Origin of the sequence: Legionella bozemanae (genome assembly GCF_900450575.1) — a bacterium.
GTDB lineage: Bacteria > Pseudomonadota > Gammaproteobacteria > Legionellales > Legionellaceae > Legionella > Legionella bozemanae.
In genome coordinates this window covers 2458386-2476970 of the sequence record NZ_UGGY01000001.1, presented here as the reverse complement: position 1 = coordinate 2476970, position 18585 = coordinate 2458386, and the positions used below count along the sequence as shown (strand labels likewise).

The following is an 18585-nucleotide window of genomic DNA, read 5'->3' as shown; positions in this document are numbered from 1 at the left end:
TCTTAATCCAACAATTGTACCGGCCAAAAATGGTAAAAATGATGCACCGGTCCATTTCCTAGACCAATACGTTCTTCCTTTGCAGCTTTTATGGCATTGAACAAATAATTTTTTGCAATGCTACATGCTTTAATTAAATCAATTTTTTGGGCAAGGCAAGCCGTTATCGCTGCAGAAAGAGTGCATCCAGTTCCATGGGTATTTTGTGAATTAATTCTTGGGCTTGCAAACCAATGAGTGTCCCCATTTACTCCTATTAATAAATCATTCGACTCTAATGATTGCAGATGGCCGCCTTTGAGTAAAACGTATTTTGGTCCAAAATCAAGCAATTTTTGACCAATGTACTTCATTTCTTTTTCAGATGAAACATTTATTCCAGTAAAAGTAGATGCTTCTGGAAGATTAGGGGTAATTAAAGTAGCAAGCGGCATAAGTTCTGTTATCAAAGAGTCTACAGCTTCGGGCAATAATAAAGGATCGCCACTTTTAGCAACAGTTACAGGATCAATGACAATAGGAATATCTGCTGCTTTTCGTTTAAGAAATGATGAGACTAAGCCAATGATCTCGCTATTGAAGAGCATACCTATTTTTATACCGTCAGGTTTAATGTCATCGAAAATGGCATTTAGTTGATCTTCTATAGCTTGCAATGGAATGCTGTAACAGCTTTTTACACCACAAGTATTTTGTACAGGCAATGCCGTAAGTACGGTCATTCCATAGCACCCCAATGCAGAGAATGTCTTGAGGTCAGCTTGAATTCCAGCCCCGCCAGAGCCATCAAATCCTGCTATAGATAAGGCTTTGTAGTGCATTAATGATTCCTCTATCGCAAGATAAGTGCTAATGGGGCAGGTGCTTTTATTTGCTTATGAGCCCATTGGTTACCAAAACAAGAAGTTTCCTATTGCCACCTTGAAAAATAATTGGAGCTTACCACGCTGCAATTTTCTCTTCTGGTCGCAAAGAACATTCTTCTGAAACGGAACCGTCATTACATACAACGAACCCAGTTATGGAGTAAGTAGAAACAACCCCACCTTTCCATAAGCAGCAACCTCGAAACAGATTTAAATCCATCACTGCATGGGGTGTACAATAACATGTAGAGTAAAAACCATTTTTACACACAAGACGGCCTGCTGATGAGTCGCAGTAACTGATGCCGCCCATCTGGCTGCAGCATCCAGAAGGAAGAAATTGGGTTGTTGCGGCGTATAAAGGTGAAATAAGAAGACTTAATATACTAATACAAAAAAGAGTTTTAAGTGACTGCATCTTGATTTCTCGAATTATTTTTTTGTTTTTAGGATAGCATAGGGTCTGTTTCCATTTCCACTATCTTGGCCAAACTGCTCTGATTTTCTGCGCTACTCTGTTTAATACCGCATGCAAGCACTTCTGCACTAGAAAATCAGGCACTGACTTAAGAGCAAGCATAGATCCTAATATTTTAAAAATTAGTAGATGGAATTTGAATTATCTGGAGGTAATTAGGATACATTGCAAATAGATAGCTTGTAGCCAAACCGGCTAAAAGACCAAATAAATGCGCCTCCCAGGATACTCCTTTTTCTTTGGGGAAAATACCAAAGAAGATACCAGCAAAATAATAAATACAAATGATGCCTAAGATGATGGTAGTTAATGTCCCGCTTTGATAAATATTACTCACTAAAAAACCCCAGTAGCCAGTAATTAAACCACTGGCACCTATGTGTAAACCAGGTTTGGCAAAACACCAGATAGCAATGCCGCTTAAAACTGTAATCATTATTGTAACGACAAGAAAGTAACTCAGTCCATTAATCAAAATGAAATTGCTTAAAACTACTAAAGGGATCGAGTTAAAAAATATATGGTTGAAATTCGCATGTAAAAGTGGGGCAAATAAAATGCCAGGCAAGCCATAGACACGCCGTGGAATAATACCCAACAATAATATTTTTCTAAAAAACAGACTTGCAAAAAAGAAAAGCCAAATAATCAATAAAATAATTTCTAAAATGGGAATGTTATTTTTTGTCTGGCTTATAATCCAATTAAGGCTATTATTTAATTCTTCAAGCATTTTTTACTCGTGTATTTGAGTGATTTCACAAGTTAAATCGCCTTGTGCCAATCGTACATCGATTGTATCGCCAATCCTTACTTGTTTACTGGAAAACAACACCTTATATTTTTTCGTTGCAATAGCATATCCTCTATCCAGTGTAGCTAAGGGACTGACTGCGTGCAAGGTGGATAATTGTGTTCTCAATTGATATTTGAGTTGATTGATCTTATTTTGCATGTGATGGATTAATTGCGTTGAAATTTTTTGTAAAAGTATTAGTGTTTGCTTGATTTGTGTTTTTGGGTTTTTAGAATTCAAATGGTTGATGCACAGATGAAGTTGATGTTTTTTTTGCTTTATGATGTAGCTCATGCAAGCAATCAATTGTCGCTCCAGGTAATCGGTAGTTTGCCAGTAACTGGCAATGGTCTTTTGCGGTGAGGATATTTTCTCGATTAAGTGCTGTAATTTTATTTGGTATTTTTGCAAAAAACGGTACATTGCTTGATGCATACGCGAGATGGAGTGATTTAATAATTTCAACAATTCATTACAATCAGGGGTCACTGCAGCAGCCGCTGCTGTAGGAGTTTCTGCTCTGTAATCCGCTACAAAATCGGCAATTGTAAAGTCTGTTTCGTGTCCTACACCTGATACAATAGGTATTGAGCTGTTTGCAATGTCACGTGCTAATTGTTCATCATTAAATGCCCATAAATCTTCAATACTTCCTCCTCCACGCGCAAGCAGGAGCACATCACAGCGTTTCTCTGAATTCGCACGTCTTAATGCCTTAATCAGTTGTGGTGCTGCTGACGCACCTTGAACCTCACTTGGATAGATGAAGACATTAGCCAAGGGAAATCGTCGTGCAAGAGTGGATAATATATCGCGAATTGCCGCACCAGTGGTTGAGGTAATTACTCCAATGGCACGAGGCATGACGGGAATTGGTCTTTTTTTTATTGAATCAAATAAACCTTCAGCAGCCAGTTTATTTTTTAACTCTTCAAAACGCTGATAAAGCGCCCCTAAGCCTGCTTCGGTCATTTGTTCTACGATTAATTGATAATCGCCACGGGCTTCATACAGACTTAATCTTCCGCTGGCGACTATATGTTGTCCGTCGCATAGCTTATATGCAAGCGCACTGGTATGGCGATTTTTAAAGTAAACACAGCGAATTTGGGCATGAGTATCTTTCAAGGTAAAATATAAATGCCCAGATATCGGTTTACTCAAATTAGAGAGTTCTCCTTCGACATGAACCATACCCAGCTCATTTTCAAGATAGCTTTTAACCTGTCGATTAAGCTGGCTGACAGTAAGGATTGTGTTCATTTTTTCTGTAATCAATTGTGATTGTCCTCCTGCAATGACAGATTTTAAATTTTAAGCATAAAGTTTTGTATTTCACATGAAGAGTATCAAAATTAATAACTTACTTATAGAGATAAAGAATTTCATTTCATCTAAGAGCCTATCTTGGCAAACCTTCTCAGAATAAGCTATGATCCCCGCTTTAAAAATAATAAATAAAAATAAAATGAACTCATTCCAAAATAAAAAATTAGGTGTTTTCAGCTCATTTTTGTTTTTACTCATAACCATGAGTGTGACTGGTTGTGTCGACCTGTCAGGTGGTAGGGCTTCAGAGAAAAGGCCAATACCTAAAACAGCTCAGTCTGTGATTCATCAATCTGCAACCCAGAAAGCAACGAAAAAAGCAACGAAGACAGTGAAAAAAAGCAAGTCACAGCTCTATCATGGCGAAGTGCATACTATGCTGGGCGGGTTGGGGGTTTTTAGCACGGGGATGAGAACACTTAGCAATACCGTTGAAGAAGAGTGTAATGTAGCAGCACCCAGTGACATGTGGTACAACGCGGGTAATGTGACTCGTGAAATTGTTACTTATTATCAGAAACATAAACAGCATAGACCTATTATTCTGGTGGGACATTCTTTAGGTGCAAATGAACAAATTAAGGTTGCACGTAATTTAAATAAAGCCGGTATTCCTGTGGACTTATTGGTTACTGTTGATGCTGTATCTCAAACTATTGTGCCTCCTAATGTAAAACATGCGATGAACTTTTACAAATCTGGGTATGTGCCCATGTTTAGTGGTTTGAAGCTCAAAGCTGTAAATCCGGAACAAACTCGTATTGACAACATTAATGTTGCTGCGATAAAAGGCGTTACAGTAAATCATTTCACTATTGATAAAGAGCCTGTTGTACAAGCAATGATAATGGAAGAAGTAAAAAAGGTGTTGAGTAATGCAAATAAAGCAAAAGGGTAAAGAAAATTTTCCTCGTGTCTGCGTTATCGGAGCAGGTCCAAGCGGACTTGCTGCAATTAAAAACTTACAAGAGCAAGGTGTAACAGATATCACTGTATTTGAAAAAAATAATCAGATCGGTGGGAATTGGGTATATGATGAAGAAAATAATCATTCCAGTGTTTATGAAACGACCCATATTATCAGTTCAAAACGTTGGTCGGAGTTTGAAGATTTTCCTATGCCGGCGCACTATCCTGATTATCCATCGCATACTTTGGTTTTAGATTATTTTAGAAGCTATGCGAGTCATTTTGATTTAACTAAATACATCCGTTTTAACACCAATGTGTTACAAGTAAAGCATACTGAGCAGCATCAATGGAAAGTCATTTTTGAAAATAATCTGGGTACCCATGAAGAATATTTTGATTATTTATTAGTCGCTAATGGCCATCATTGGGATCCTTTTATGCCTGAATATCCAGGTGAGTTCTCTGGCAAGTTGCTTCACTCACATCAATATAAAAAAGCTTCTGTTTTTAAGGATCAACGTGTTTTGGTAGTTGGAGGTGGCAACTCTGCTTGTGACATTGCTGTAGAAGTGGCGCGTATTTCTTCGAAAACGTGCATCAGTATGCGCAGAGGTTATCATATTTTTCCTAAATTTGTATTTGGTAAGCCGACAGATGATGCGGTAGCAAAAATTAGGTGGATGCCTTCTTGGTTAAGACAGAAGGTTCTGAGCTTTTTTGCTCGAATCCTACAGGGTAGATACGCCAAATATAAATTAATGAAACCAGATTGTGGCCCTTTAGAAATCCACCCAACGATTAATACAGAGCTGCTTTATTTTATTCGTCATGGTGAAATTTTCCCCCGCCCGGGAATTACTCATTTCGAAGGAAATCGTGTCCATTTTACTCACGGTAAGTCGGAAGAGTTTGATACAGTGATTTTTGCTACGGGCTACAAAATAAGTTTCCCGTTTATTGACAAGCAAATTGCTGACTTCAGTAATTCAACAAAGATACCTCTTTATCGAAAAATGATGCATCCAGACTATGATAACCTATATTTTATTGGTTTGTGCCAGCCTCAAGGATGTATCTGGCCGCTTGCTGATTATCAGTCAAAAATAGCAGCGCGCATCATTATGGGAACTTTAAAACGGCCTGATAAATTGCATGAAAAAGCATATGAGGAGATGAATAAGCCTCATTACCGATTTAAATCACATACACGACATGCTGTAGAGGTTGATTATCATAAATTCCGTCGAGAATTATTGGATATGCTGGAAGCTTAGAGAACCCATTAGGTTTTGAACGAAAATCGCTCCGAAAAATAACCACAGAACTAGCTATGCTCCGTATGGTGTAGCCTGGGTGCAAGCGCGGCGGAACCCGGGTTTCGCTGCTGCACCTAGGCTACAATGTATCCAAATAATGTGATAGATCTCCTCGTGACCTGTTATGGAACGATTAGATCAGACTTTACTTTACCTCACCAGGCTGGCTATTAATTCCTGGATTCCTGTCGTTTTATGAGTGCACCCATTAATTTTTCAATATTAGTTACATGTGGGTTTTCTTGTAAAATCATTGCCTTGGTACGTTCCTCACAATATCCTTTTACTTCTTTATCTGGAAAAATATAGAATTTCTTTTGTTCCACTTCATGAACAATATGTTCTGCAATATCCATGGCAGGGCGTGAGTGCGATAAAAGGGATTGTAACACTTCATGAAAGGACGAGTTTACATCGGGAGCATGAGATAAAAGTGATGTATCAGTAAAAGAGGGGAATACCACTGAGACATCTACTGGTTTTTTCAGGCGTACCAGATCAAAAAACAATGATTCAGACAAAGCAAGTACCCCATGTTTTGACATGGCATAAGAAGCAGTTTGGGAACCGGTACATAATGAATATAAGCTTGCTATATTAATAATATGTGAATGAAAAGTTTGTTGAAACAAGAAAGGAATAAAGGCTTGAATGATATGAATCATTCCATGTAAATTAACTTCCATGACTTTTTGGATGTGTTCAGAACTCAAGTCCCATAGCGGAGCTAATTGACCAATAATGCCTGCATTGTTATAGATCCAATCAATACGTCCTAATTTGCTTTCAACGCGTTGTGCCAATTGTGCTACGTCATTAGGTTGTGTTATGTCACAAGAGACTTCCAGAAGCTTTTCTGGGAAGAGGGGCCATAATCGTTCGGCTTCCTGCTTGAGTTTCATTTCATCTTTATCTACCATAACTACAATGTTGCCACGCTGTAAATGGACTTGGCTTAAAGCTAAGCCAATTCCATTTGCAGCGCCGGTGATTACAGCCACTCTCATTTTCTTTCCTTTTGCTATAATTTTATAAATCTTACCAACATAAGGGTGTTATTTTGAAAAACGGCGGCGAAATACCAGAGCCTTATGAGTATCCTGATGAGCCTGACGAATATCCAAGAGAACCAGAGCCTTACGAGCCTGATGATCCTGGATCTCCTGAGCCTGAGCCATCACAACCCTCTGAGCCAAATTGGGAGTAGTTACGTAGCCTGGGTGAAGCGCAGCGTAACCCGGGGTCGAAAGGTTCATTCATATCCAGAAACCCGGGTTACGGCTTACGCCTCCACCCAGGCTACAAAACACGATTACATTTGTGCTACTCTCCAGTTATAAGCTGATCTAGAGCTTTTCCTATATCTTTGGCTCTCATTAGACTTTCTCCTATGAGAAAAGTATTAATTCCATGAGATTGCATCAAATTTATATCTGAATGCGTATTAATACCACTTTCAGTAATGGTTATTTTATCTTGGGGGGTATATTGTTTTAACTGGATACTGAGTTGGATGTCCGTTTTAAAAGTATGAAGGCTACGATTATTAATGCCGATTAAAGGCGTGGGTAACCGTAAAGCGCGCTCTAGCTCTTCTTTACTATGGCTTTCCACAAGTACTGCCATAGCCAACTCATGTGCTAATTGACAGAAATCTGCTAATTGCGCATCATCAAGTAAGGCGACTATAAGTAAGATGCAGTCTGCGCCTAGTGCTAGGCTTTCATAAATTTGATAAGAATCAAGAATAAAATCTTTTCGTAGTACAGGTAATTTACAATGTAATTTTGCTTGGGCTAAATAATCAGGATGACCCTGAAAAAAATTTACATCAGTAAGCACTGAAAGGCAGCGTGCACCATGTTTTCCATAAATTGAAGCGATCTCGCTCACATTGAAATCCTCTCGAATCAATCCTTTACTTGGAGAGGCTCGTTTAATTTCTGCAATAATTGCTGGAGTTTCCTTAGTTTGCAGAGCGGCAATGAAATCACGCCGATCCATGATGGGTTGTTGTACCAACACATTTAAAGGTTTATTTTTCTTTGCGAGAGCAACCTCTTCCTGCTTACGTTGGGCAATACGTTGTAACATACTATTCATGATGTGATTCTTTATTTAAAGTTTGGGTTAGTTGGCTAAGTTGAGTAAAACAATATGTGGCTTTACCGTTATCTATAACGAGCTTGGCCTGCTCTAATGCGTGTATAAAAGAAATACCTCCATGAGCACAGTAAATTGCTGCAGCAGAATTCAATAAAACCATGTCACGTGCTGCACCTTGTTTTCCAGAAAAAACTGTTTGAATCAATTCTAAGCTTTGAGCTGGTGAATCAACAATCACTTCATTTAAAGAGTGATGTTTGATGTTATAGTCTTCTGGATTAATTACCCAGTGATTAAAAGTTCCTTCTCGATACTCAATGACATCTGTAGGTGCTGCAATACTGACCTCATCTAAGCCATCTTGGGAACTTACTACCAAGGCTCTTTCACTTCCTAAATGAGCAAGAACTGTAGCTAGTGGTTTTTGCCAAGCTGTTGAAAATACACCAACAACTTGTTTTTTTACGCGGGCAGGATTAATTAAGGGGCCAAGTAGATTGAACAAGGTTCGAATGCCGAGTTGTTGTCGCGCTGTTCGTGCGTATTGCATTGCTGGATGGTAGTGGGGAGCAAATAAAAATGCCAAGCCATATTGTTGTATACACGTTTTTATTTGCTGCTCAGATAGATTTAATATAAAGCCTGCTTGTTCTAATAAGTCGGCGCTACCACTACGGCTAGAGACAGAACGATTGCCATGTTTTGCTACTGGGTATCCTGCTGCGGCAACTACAAAACTACACGCTGTTGATACATTAAATGTATTTTTACCGTCTCCGCCTGTTCCAACGATATCAATTAGATTAGTACCTAATTCTATGGGATGGGCCAATTGCTGCATCACTTCCGCGGCGGCAATTAATTCATCGGTTGTTTCACCTTTCATACGCATGAGCGCTAAAAAAGTAGCGATTTGTACGTCATTATATTGACCTGACATACAGGCATGAATCACTGCTTGCATTTGTTCTGGATTTAAATTTTTTTTCGCGATGAGATGCTCAAACAGAAGATTGGGTTTCATATTTTAAGAAATTCTCTAATAATTGCAGTCCATATTGGCTTAATATTGCTTCTGGATGGAATTGTAGACCAAAAACAGGGTAATGACGATGCGAAATTGCCATAATTGTATCATACACCCATGCATCGATAGAAAAACATTCTGTAAGACTATTTTTATCTACTGCCAAGGAATGATAACGAGTTGCTTTGAAATAGTTCGGAATATTTTTAAAAATTCCTTGTTGATTATGTTCTATGGTCGACGTTTTTCCATGCATGATTTCCGGAGCCGGAATTATTCGACCGCCAAAGACTTGGGCAATACTTTGGTGTCCAAGACAAATACCTAATATAGGAATGGTACGATAAAAGGTACGGATAGCCTCCATAGAAATACCTGCATCATCAGGAGCTTTCGGTCCTGGTGAGATGACCAAGTATTTGGGAGCAAGTTTTTTTATTTGGTCCACAGTGATTTGATCATGGGTATAAACACATACTTCCTGATTGAGGCATTGGAAATATTGAACCAGGTTGTAGGTAAATGAGTCGTAATTATCAATAATGAGTAGCATGTTAAATCAAAATATTAAGTACCAATTGCACCCAGGCAACACTATTACAAAGTGAATTCTTCGCCTAAATAAACAGCCCTTACTTGTTGGTTGGCCAGTATAATATTAGGGGTTCCTTCGCACAATATTTTTCCTTGGCTAACAATATAGGCCCGTTCGCAGATATCCAGGGTTTCTCTTACATTATGATCAGTAATTAAAACACCAATGCCTTTATTACATAAATGTTGGATGATTTTTTTGATATCAATGACCGAAATTGGATCAACCCCAGCAAAAGGCTCATCAAGCAGGATAAAAGATGGCTCTATTGCAAGAGCTCTTGCAATCTCAACACGTCGTCTTTCTCCCCCGGATAAGGACATACCCAGACTTTTATGAAGATGTGAAATATGAAATTCTTGCAGCAACAGATCCAGTTTTTCTTCTCGGGCTTGTTCGTTTAAATCAGCCCTAAGTTCTAAAATGGCCATGATATTTTCTGCCACAGTGAGTTTACGAAAAACAGAGGCTTCCTGAGGAAGATAGCTAATTCCCAAGCGTGCTCTTTGATGCATAGCATGTGTTGTTATATCTTGGTTGGACAAGAAAATTTGACCTTCATCGCATGATTGCAAACCCACTATCATATAAAAACAGGTTGTTTTTCCTGCTCCATTAGGCCCTAACAAGCCAACACACTCACCTTTTTTAATATGGATGCTGATGCCATTAACCACAGTTCGTGATTTAAACGATTTTTTTAGATTTCGCGCTTCCAGGATGCTCATGATGGTTTCTTTTCTGGATGATAAATAATAATTATTCTTTTATTGCCATTACCTTGAGACAGAACGTGTTGTTTTTCAGTATCATAGCTTATTTTTGCAGCAGAAAAAGAGTTTTTTCCTTGTTCTACTCGAGCATTTCCAATTAATTCAATTAAATGACGCAGTGGATAATAACGAATGGTGTCTGCATAGGCATGCACTGGAGGTTTATTGGGATCGGTTATTGTCCAATAATGCGCTTGTTTCTCAGAAGTTCCGGTAGCTATAGCAACCTCAAGCTGATTTTTTTTATTTCCCAGAGTTATTGCTTTAGCGGCTTGCAGATTTGTTGTACCTTGTACCAATTCAACATTGCCAGTATAAATCCCTTTATGCTCCTGTTGACTGAGATCAGCTGAGTCTGCCATCACATGCATTACTTTTTCTTTATCTTCTGTAAGCGCGTAGGAACAAGAAGTGAACATTAAAAGAAAGAACAGACTGTAGTTAACCATTCGCTGGAACATAACTTCCTCGTGCTTGGTGTAATAATTCAACTCTTTTCTCATCGAGATAAGCATTCATTCCGGTTGATTGAATAATATTACCTGGTTGTTCGTACGTTACAAGCACATCGGAACTTGCTTTCTTTTCCTTAGGGTAGTAGGTTACTTCTTCTGTTTTTAATGTACTTTCTTCTGAGTTATTTCCTTTTTTCTGGCGTACAATAACATTGCCTGTAAAGGTGATTTGTTTTCCGCCTTCAAATGATTTGGCTTTTATTGAGCGAATATCCCAGGGAGGTTGCTCTTCCTGACTTACAACAATATGCGGATTTTGAAATAAATAGACATTATCTTTTTGAATATGCTGCATGAAGGGGGAGGTAAGCTTATTGGCGAGCATTCCTTGTTGATTAAACTGACGAACTATAACGTTAGAAATAGTAGTATCCACTGAATTCGCCAAGGTTTCACTATCCAGGCGAATTAATGTTCTTGAGTGGCTATAATACCATCCTGAACATGCCAGGAGAATCAAAGTAAAAAAAAGCCACATGAATTGTTTTGTTGCATTCATTATTTTAGATAACCTGCGATAGCTAAATCCATCTTGTTTTGTGCATTAAGAATAAGGTCGCATAACTCACGTACCGCACCACGACCGCCTGGTAGAGACGTTTGCCACACAGCAATTTCTTTAATTTGGTATACTGCATTGGCAACTGCAACGCTAAGGCCGACTTGCTGCATAATTGGAGCATCAGGAATATCATCACCAATATAAGCAAAATGTTCATCCTGAAGATTTAATTTATTTTTCAGCTGATTATATGTCTCCTGTTTATCCAGTTGATCTTTATAATAATGAATAATACCTAATTGTTGCATCCTGTGATCCACTACAGCATTGCGCGAACCAGTAATAACGGCCACCTCAATTCCAGCAGCCATGAGTAATTTTAAGCCTACCCCATCGTGAATATGGAATGTTTTCAATTCATTAAAATGATTATCAATATACAAGAGGCCATCAGTAAGAACCCCATCCAAATCACAGATAAGGCATTTAATACTTTTGGCTCGTTCAATTAATTTATTCATTTAAAAAACACCTGCTTTTAATAAGTCATGAAGATGAAGAACAGCTTCCGGACGTTTTTCTTCATCGATGACAATTAATGAAGTGATGCTGTGTTTTTGCATAATGGCTAAAGCTTCGGCAGCAAGCATTCCCTTAGGGATTGTGCGGGCATTGCGCGTCATGACTTCTTTTATTGGAGTCGTATTAATATCATACTGACGTGTCAGAGTCCGTCGAACATCTCCATCTGTATAGATTCCAACAAGATACCCCTTGTGATCGATAACGCAGGTCATGCCCAATTTTTTATCCGTTACTTCAATGAGTGCTTCACTTACTGTTGCATTTTCATGTACAAGTGGAAGTTGTGTTCCTTGATGGCAGAGATCGTCTATGCGCAGTAAAAGTCGTTTACCCAGAGATCCTCCAGGATGCGACAAGGCGAAGTCTTCCTCACTAAAGCCTCTGGCCTGCAAAAGTGCAATTGCCAGTGCATCGCCCATAACCAAGGCAACAGTAGTACTGGTTGTTGGCGCAAGACCAAGTGGACATGCTTCCTGTTTAATACTGACATCTAAATTAACATCTGCTGCTTTCGCTAAAGTCGATTCAGAGTTTCCAGTTAAGGTAATCAGAGGGACTTCCAATCGTTTTAATAAAGGAAGTAACGTGACTAATTCTAATGTGTTGCCCGAGTGAGAAATAGCAATTACGGTATCTTGTCGGGTAATCATTCCTAGATCTCCATGGCTTGCTTCACCTGGATGCATAAAAAATGAGGGACTGCCTGTACTTGATAAGGTAGCAGCAATTTTGTTCGCTATATGACCCGATTTTCCCATGCCAGTTACGACGATCCGTCCTTTACAGGCAAGCAACAATTCACAGGCTTTTTCAAATCGGCTATCGATTCGCTGGGTTAATTCAAAGACAGCTTGTGCTTCAGTTTCAATGACAGCAAGTCCAAGTGTACAGAAATTCATAGTCTATTGGATGTTTTTTGTTTATTTTTCATTCTAACAAAAAAACATTTGAATAAATAGGATTAAACACCTCATTTTTTTTTTCGATCCGGGGTATACTTCTACTTTTGGCTATAACCGGAAAAGAGAATATGCCTGAAAATTGGGTTGAAATAAAAAATTTAGTCTTCACTCGTGAAAGCCGTCGCATTTTCAACGGCATTGATATGGTGGTTAAGCGAGGTAAGATTACCGCAATTATGGGGCCTAGTGGTTCTGGAAAGACCACTTTATTGCAGTTAATTGGTGCTCAGCTAAGGCCTGACAGTGGTTTTATCCACGTCAATGGTCAAAACATGCATCTATTATCTCGTAGAGCTTTGTATGAGGCCAGACGCAACATGGGTTTGCTTTTTCAAAGTTCTGCTTTATTCACTCATCTTTCCGTGTTTGATAATGTGGCATTCCCTTTGCGAGAACATACTCAATTAAATGAATCGATGTTGCGTGACATCGTATTGATGAAACTTGAAGCGGTTGGATTGCGGGGGGCTGCTGCTCTTATGCCTGCCCAATTGTCAGGCGGAATGGCCAGGCGAGTTGCTTTAGCTCGTACTATAGCACTGGATCCAGAGCTTATGATGTATGATGAACCATTTACAGGACAGGATCCGATTTCTCTAGGTGTTTTAGTTCGTTTAATCAAAAGGTTAAATGAATTATTGCATACCACAACAATCATTGTCTCACATGATGTCGAAGAAACCTGTTCTATAGCAGATTATATTTACCTTATTTCTGGTGGACACATCATAGGGCAAGGAACTCCCGAGGAGCTTATTCAAACATCTGAACCTCAGATCAAACAGTTTATGCATGGAGAAGCAGATGGAGTTGTTCCTTTTCATTATCCAGCCAGATCGTATATAGAGGAGCTATTAGATGCTTGAGTTCATCATGCGTATTGGTAACCGTAGTTCGCGGGTTTTGCAAAACCTGGGAAATTCCGGGTTATTTCTGTTCTTCATGTTGTTTAGACGACCAGGCATTGCAAAGCTTTGGCCTTTGCTGCGTTATCAAATCCATTTTGTTGGTGTTTTGTCGTGTTTGATTATCGTTGTTTCTGCTTTATTTATTGGTATGGTTGTGGGTTTGCAGGGTTATAATACTTTGCAAAAATTTGGTGCATCAAGTCAATTAGGTCAATTATTGGCCTTGAGTATCTCAAGAGAACTTGGACCGGTAATTAGTGCCTTATTGTTTGCTGGGCGTGCGGGCTCAGCTTTAACTGCTGAAATTGGTTTGATGAAAGCAACAGAACAGTTATCCAGTATGGATATGATGGGAGTTGACCCTTTAGGCAGGGTTATTTATCCTCGTTTTATAGCGGGTTTTATTACCTTACCTCTTTTGGCGTTAATTTTTTCTGCTGTAGCTATTTTTGGAGGTTATTTTATCGGTGTTCACTGGTTAGGTGTGGATGCTGGAAGTTTTTGGTCCAATATGCAAGCAGCAGTGGATTTCCGTATTGATGTACTCAGTGGTATCATTAAAAGTTTAGTTTTTGCTTTTGTTGTAACCTGGATTTCTGTATTCCAGGGGTTTGAATGTGTGCCTACTGCAGAAGGTATTAGTCAGGCGACGACTAAAACAGTAGTTTATTCATCGCTTGCTGTATTAGGACTGGATTTTTTGTTGACCGCAATGATGATTGGAGATTGGTAAATGAGTAAGCAACGTTATGTAGATTTCAGTGTTGGCCTATTTATGTTGCTTGGTATATTGGCTTTGTTGGTCATGACGATGAAAGTGAGTAGTTTTTCTGGCCTTATGTCTCATGACAGTTATGAGGTAACTGCTGATTTTACCGATATTGGTGGATTGAAAGTGCGGGCACCTGTTACCGTGGCGGGGGTTAAAATTGGGGAAGTAACTCATATTGATTTGCAGCCAGGAGAACTTAATGCAAAGGTAACTATGCGCTTGCGTAGTGATAAGAAAATACCTTATGAAGATGCTTCAGCGCGAATTTTGACAGAAGGGTTACTTGGTTCCAATTATATTAGTATTGTCCCGGGTTTTGAGGATGATGACGACAAAGACCATCCTTATTTGCGAAATGGAGATGTGATTGGAAAGACTCAAGAAGCAATTATTCTTGAAAATTTAATTGGTCAACTACTATTTAACATTAAAAAATAAGGTCAGAACATGAGAATAATAAAAACAATTTTATTCGTTGCCAGTGTGATTTTATCTCCCATGATAAATGCCTCGCAAAACTCTCCTATACCTATGTTAGAGCAAACAGCCAATAATATCATTGCGACCCTAAAAGAAAATAAAGCCAATTTAAAAAGCAATCCCAATATTGTTTATCAGGCTGTAGAAACCAATTTACTTCCTATTGTTGATGTAGCAGGTATGTCACGTTCTGTTTTGGGAAGGCAAGCATGGAGTAAAGCAACAAATTCACAAAGAGCGCAATTTTCCAAAGCGTTTACACGTTTGGTGATCCGTACTTATTCTAGCCCTTTGGCACAATATACCAATGAAAGCATACAATTCCTGCCTTTAAGAGGCTCTCTGAATTCCCGATTTTTGCGAGTTAACAGCATTATTGTTCGGGCCGAAGGTCAAAATATTCCATTATCTTATAGCCTTGTTGCCCAAAATGGTCAGTGGAAGATTTATGATATCAGCGTTGAAGGAGTAAGTTTGTTGCAAAGTTTCAGGTCGCAATTCGCTGCAGCCTTACAAAACTCCAGTATTGATGAGGTCATCAAGTTAATGGAAAAAAAGCAACTTAAAAGGGCTTCCTAATGGTGAATCACGTTTGTTTTAAACCGGGTATTGATCTTACATTTAAGTCAGTTGTTGCAGTGCGAGCAAAGCTCTATGAGGCTTTGATGGAGGATAAAAGTGACCGATTCAGTCTGGATTTAAGTGACGTGAAACATTGTGATAGTGCAGGTTTAGCATTACTTATCGAGGCTAGAAAGTTATGTAAAAAAAATAATAAATTTTTTGAAATCATTGGAATACCTGATGAAACGCAATCTTTAGCTGAATTTTGTGGCGTGAAACGAATTTTGGAGGCCGTATAATTTTTTTATAATTTTTCTAAGAGGAATTTCCAATTTTTGGAGAGTGGTTACTTTTTTTAGGATTATAAATTGTAGCCTGGGTGAAGGTGCGAGCCATAACCCGGGTTTTCTTTTTTTATTGGGATAACAGACCTTGGGAAATGCTGGTGCTTTCACCCTAAATGTATTTGTTGTCAAAAGTTGTATTTATTTCAATTTGTGAGCTAATTTTAATGATAAGTAATGAAGAAATAGAACAAAAGTTTAAAGCCATTGATGATGTTTTTTACATCAAAGTGGAGGGGGATGGTTATCAATATCAGATAACTGTAGTAAGTGATGTCTTTTTAAATAAATCCAAGGTAGCCAGACAGCAGTGGGTCTATGCGCAACTGAAAGAGTTAATTACCACTGGTAAGCTTCACGCAATTAGCATGAAGACGTGGACAAAAGAAGAATGGGGAACGCAAAATGGATAAATTATTAATAAATGGTGGTAAGGCACTCAATGGTGAAGTAGTTATTTCAGGAGCAAAAAATGCTGCTTTACCCATTATGGCTGCAAGTTTACTTGCAAGAGATCATGTCACCATTTCCAATGTGCCTCATCTCAAAGACATAACTACCATGATGGAATTACTCGGTCAATTAGGTGCGCAATTAATTGTTGACGAGAAAATGAATGTCCAGGTCGATGCGAATCAAGTTAATGAGTTTGTTGCTCCTTATGATTTAGTTAAAACCATGCGCGCTTCGATTTTAGTTTTAGGGCCTTTGCTTGCTCGGTTTGGTAAGGCAGATGTATCTTTGCCCGGAGGTTGTGCTATTGGGACAAGACCCGTCGATTTGCATTTAAAAGCGTTGAAGACTATGGGTGCAGATATCACAGTCAAAAATGGCTACATCAATGCCCGTTGTAAACGTGGCCGTTTGCAAGGAAAGCGTTTGATGTTTGATACAGTCACTGTGACGGGTACTGAAAATGTACTCATGGCAGCTACTCTTGCTGAAGGTACAACAATTATTAAAAATGCAGCCCGTGAACCTGAAGTAGTGGATTTAGCCAATTTTCTAATTCAAATGGGGGCAAAGATTTCTGGTGCTGGAACTTCAATAATTGAGGTTGAAGGTGTGGAATCTCTTTCAGGCGGGACTTATTCTGTTATGTCTGACCGAATTGAAGCAGGAACTTATCTTGCTGCTGGGGCCCTAACACGAGGCCATGTTACTGTAAAAAGAGTACGACCTGATACTTTACTATCACAGCTATGTAAGTTTGAAGAAGCAGGTGCGGAATTAACCATAGGGGAGGATTGGGTTAGTCTTAATATGCACAATCAACGCCCTCAGGCAGTAAATATTTCTACAGCACCGTACCCAGCTTTTGCAACAGACATGCAAGCTCAATTTATGGCAATGAACTCAGTAGCAGTTGGTTCTTCAACTATCGTTGAAACTATATTTGAAAATCGTTTTATGCATGTGCAGGAGTTGCAACGCATGGGGGCGCAGATTCAACTTAATGGAAACACAGCAATAATTAATGGCGTTGAAAAATTAAACGGCGCCCCTGTTATGGCAACAGATTTACGTGCTTCAGCCAGTTTGATTTTAGCTGGATTAGTTGCAGAAGGTGAAACATCGGTTGAGCGTATCTATCATGTAGATAGAGGATATGAACGCATAGAAGAAAAATTATCTTTATTGGGTGCTGACATCAAGCGAGTTTCTGACCGGTGATTACTAAAGAAGAACTGTCGTTATACCTGCATCAATTGTTAGGCTGTGAACGATACAATGATTATGCTCCTAACGGAATGCAAGTTGAAGGCAAAGAACAGATTAGTCGAATTTGCACTGCAGTCACTGCATCTGAGGACGCAATTTCTCAAGCTATTGCATGGAACGCAGATGCATTACTCGTTCATCATGGTTATTTTTGGCGTGGTGAAGCGCCAGTGATTACAGGAATGAAACGGCAACGAATTTATAATTTGTTATGCAATAAATTAAATTTATTTGCCTACCATCTTCCTTTGGATTGTCATCCTGATCTTGGAAATAATGCCTGCCTGGCCAAATTATTTGAAGTGGATATGGTACACATGCATAGAGCAGGTGGTACTGATAATCTACTGTGGTCAGGAAAGTTAGCTCAAACGATGAAACATGCAGAATTTACTGAGTATTTAACAAAAAAATTAAGACGCACCCCTTTATTCATCTCAGGCAGTGAAAAGCCGATCACGCATATTGCCTGGTGCAGTGGGGGCGCCCAGGATTTTATCGAGGACGCATTTCGTTTAGGTGTCGATGCTTATATAAGTGGGGAAATATCCGAACGAACTTATTATCAAGCAAAGGAATTAGGAGTTCATTATTATTCTTGTGGACATCATGCAACGGAGCGTTACGGTATTCAGGCTTTAGGTAAGCATCTTGCTTCTCAATTTGAGTTAGAGCATCTATTTATCGATAGTGATAATCCTATTTAGGGTCTCTGGAACGCTATATTTGGCTCATCTTGAACGAAAAAATACGCTGAGAAAACCAACATACATCAGCATGTAAGCCTGAGAGCTCGTCAGTTTTTTGCTAAGAACCCCATAAATACTCTATTTTATTACTACGTCCCGCGGCTTGTCCCTGAGAGAACACGCGAAACTTGAATGTCACTTTATATTTTTAAATGAACTATATTCAACCCTCTACGTACTGCGCTTTATGTGCGGTACGTAGAGGGTAAATTTCGCGGGGATCGCTCAGGGCTTGTACGCGGCACATAGAAAAAGGATAATGAAACCATGACGATACCTCATGG

24 protein-coding genes are annotated in these 18585 nt (G+C 39.0%); 11 read left to right on the top strand and 13 right to left on the bottom strand.

The features are described 5' to 3' along the window. Positions 1-2: 2 nt before the first annotated feature. From thiD to xseA, 4 genes are all read right to left on the bottom strand, one after another. Positions 3-821, bottom strand: a complete 819-nt coding sequence (gene thiD, locus DY223_RS10845) for a bifunctional hydroxymethylpyrimidine kinase/phosphomethylpyrimidine kinase (RefSeq protein ID WP_058458175.1) — start codon at positions 819-821, stop codon at positions 3-5. 118 nt (positions 822-939) lie between these two features. Further along, positions 940-1284, bottom strand: coding sequence for a neurogenic locus notch (locus tag DY223_RS10840; protein ID WP_082642393.1), 345 nt, complete (start codon positions 1282-1284; stop codon positions 940-942). Positions 1285-1459: 175 nt separating this feature from the next. Next, positions 1460-2077: a rhomboid family intramembrane serine protease gene (locus DY223_RS10835; RefSeq protein ID WP_058458174.1), complete on the bottom strand. Its 618-nt coding sequence runs from the start codon at positions 2075-2077 to the stop codon at positions 1460-1462. A gap of 3 nt (positions 2078-2080) precedes the next feature. Next, the gene (xseA, locus tag DY223_RS10830) at positions 2081-3403 is read right to left on the bottom strand and encodes an exodeoxyribonuclease VII large subunit (protein ID WP_058458173.1); all 1323 of its coding nucleotides are present in this window, start codon (positions 3401-3403) and stop codon (positions 2081-2083) included. A gap of 205 nt (positions 3404-3608) precedes the next feature. On the opposite strand from xseA, the gene DY223_RS10825 reads away from it, so the two are divergent. Together DY223_RS10825 and DY223_RS10820 are read left to right on the top strand one after the other, a co-directional pair. Further along, positions 3609-4367: a thioesterase domain-containing protein gene (locus DY223_RS10825; protein ID WP_058458189.1), complete on the top strand. Its 759-nt coding sequence runs from the start codon at positions 3609-3611 to the stop codon at positions 4365-4367. Beyond that, on the top strand, positions 4345-5655 hold the full coding sequence (locus DY223_RS10820) for a flavin-containing monooxygenase (RefSeq protein WP_058458172.1): 1311 nt from the start codon (positions 4345-4347) through the stop codon (positions 5653-5655). The genes DY223_RS10825 and DY223_RS10820 overlap by 23 nt, the downstream gene beginning before the upstream one ends. Before the next feature lie 212 nt (positions 5656-5867). Here the strand turns inward: DY223_RS10820 and DY223_RS10815 are convergent, their stop codons facing one another. Continuing rightward, a complete protein-coding gene (locus DY223_RS10815) occupies positions 5868-6704 on the bottom strand; it encodes an SDR family NAD(P)-dependent oxidoreductase (protein WP_058458171.1) in 837 nt (278 codons plus the stop codon). 53 nt (positions 6705-6757) lie between these two features. On the opposite strand from DY223_RS10815, the gene DY223_RS19245 reads away from it, so the two are divergent. Next, complete coding sequence (locus DY223_RS19245) at positions 6758-6904, top strand: hypothetical protein (protein WP_165482498.1); 147 nt, start codon at positions 6758-6760, stop codon at positions 6902-6904. Positions 6905-7020: 116 nt separating this feature from the next. Here DY223_RS19245 and trpC read toward each other — a convergent pair whose 3' ends face one another. Genes trpC through DY223_RS10775 form a run of 8 tightly spaced genes read right to left on the bottom strand, consistent with a single transcriptional unit; the run spans position 7021 to position 12699 of the window. Further along, on the bottom strand, positions 7021-7800 hold the full coding sequence (gene trpC, locus DY223_RS10810) for an indole-3-glycerol phosphate synthase TrpC (RefSeq protein ID WP_058458170.1): 780 nt from the start codon (positions 7798-7800) through the stop codon (positions 7021-7023). Next, complete coding sequence (trpD, locus tag DY223_RS10805) at positions 7793-8827, bottom strand: anthranilate phosphoribosyltransferase (RefSeq protein ID WP_058458169.1); 1035 nt, start codon at positions 8825-8827, stop codon at positions 7793-7795. The genes trpC and trpD overlap by 8 nt, the downstream gene beginning before the upstream one ends. Then, a complete protein-coding gene (locus DY223_RS10800; protein WP_058458168.1) occupies positions 8805-9383 on the bottom strand; it encodes an anthranilate synthase component II in 579 nt (192 codons plus the stop codon). The genes trpD and DY223_RS10800 overlap by 23 nt, the downstream gene beginning before the upstream one ends. 44 nt (positions 9384-9427) lie before the next feature. Then, entirely contained in the window at positions 9428-10153 is a 726-nt protein-coding gene (gene lptB, locus DY223_RS10795) for an LPS export ABC transporter ATP-binding protein (protein WP_058458167.1), read from the bottom strand. After that, positions 10150-10659: a lipopolysaccharide transport periplasmic protein LptA gene (gene lptA / locus DY223_RS10790; protein WP_058458166.1), complete on the bottom strand. Its 510-nt coding sequence runs from the start codon at positions 10657-10659 to the stop codon at positions 10150-10152. Before lptA ends, lptB begins: the two co-directional genes overlap by 4 nt. Then, positions 10640-11212: an LPS export ABC transporter periplasmic protein LptC gene (gene lptC / locus DY223_RS10785; RefSeq protein ID WP_058458165.1), complete on the bottom strand. Its 573-nt coding sequence runs from the start codon at positions 11210-11212 to the stop codon at positions 10640-10642. The genes lptA and lptC overlap by 20 nt, the downstream gene beginning before the upstream one ends. After that, positions 11212-11736, bottom strand: coding sequence for a KdsC family phosphatase (locus tag DY223_RS10780; protein WP_058458164.1), 525 nt, complete (start codon positions 11734-11736; stop codon positions 11212-11214). The genes lptC and DY223_RS10780 overlap by 1 nt, the downstream gene beginning before the upstream one ends. Continuing rightward, complete coding sequence (locus DY223_RS10775) at positions 11737-12699, bottom strand: KpsF/GutQ family sugar-phosphate isomerase (protein WP_058458163.1); 963 nt, start codon at positions 12697-12699, stop codon at positions 11737-11739. A gap of 131 nt (positions 12700-12830) precedes the next feature. Between DY223_RS10775 and DY223_RS10770 the strand changes: the two genes are divergently transcribed. From DY223_RS10770 to DY223_RS10735, 8 genes are all read left to right on the top strand, one after another. Further along, complete coding sequence (locus DY223_RS10770) at positions 12831-13628, top strand: ATP-binding cassette domain-containing protein (RefSeq protein ID WP_058458162.1); 798 nt, start codon at positions 12831-12833, stop codon at positions 13626-13628. Continuing rightward, a complete protein-coding gene (gene mlaE, locus DY223_RS10765) occupies positions 13621-14403 on the top strand; it encodes a lipid asymmetry maintenance ABC transporter permease subunit MlaE (protein WP_058458161.1) in 783 nt (260 codons plus the stop codon). Before DY223_RS10770 ends, mlaE begins: the two co-directional genes overlap by 8 nt. Then, positions 14404-14880 carry an outer membrane lipid asymmetry maintenance protein MlaD gene (mlaD, locus tag DY223_RS10760; protein ID WP_058458160.1) on the top strand — a complete coding sequence of 159 codons (477 nt, stop codon included), beginning with the start codon at positions 14404-14406 and terminating at the stop codon, positions 14878-14880. Between the two features lie 9 nt (positions 14881-14889). After that, complete coding sequence (locus DY223_RS10755) at positions 14890-15501, top strand: MlaC/ttg2D family ABC transporter substrate-binding protein (RefSeq protein ID WP_058458159.1); 612 nt, start codon at positions 14890-14892, stop codon at positions 15499-15501. Further along, positions 15501-15785, top strand: coding sequence for an STAS domain-containing protein (locus DY223_RS10750; RefSeq protein ID WP_174223911.1), 285 nt, complete (start codon positions 15501-15503; stop codon positions 15783-15785). The genes DY223_RS10755 and DY223_RS10750 overlap by 1 nt, the downstream gene beginning before the upstream one ends. Before the next feature lie 212 nt (positions 15786-15997). Continuing rightward, a complete protein-coding gene (locus DY223_RS10745; RefSeq protein ID WP_058458158.1) occupies positions 15998-16243 on the top strand; it encodes a BolA family protein in 246 nt (81 codons plus the stop codon). Beyond that, positions 16236-17504: a UDP-N-acetylglucosamine 1-carboxyvinyltransferase gene (gene murA, locus DY223_RS10740; protein ID WP_058458157.1), complete on the top strand. Its 1269-nt coding sequence runs from the start codon at positions 16236-16238 to the stop codon at positions 17502-17504. Before DY223_RS10745 ends, murA begins: the two co-directional genes overlap by 8 nt. Further along, on the top strand, positions 17501-18259 hold the full coding sequence (locus tag DY223_RS10735) for a Nif3-like dinuclear metal center hexameric protein (protein WP_058458156.1): 759 nt from the start codon (positions 17501-17503) through the stop codon (positions 18257-18259). The genes murA and DY223_RS10735 overlap by 4 nt, the downstream gene beginning before the upstream one ends. Positions 18260-18585 lie beyond the last annotated feature (326 nt).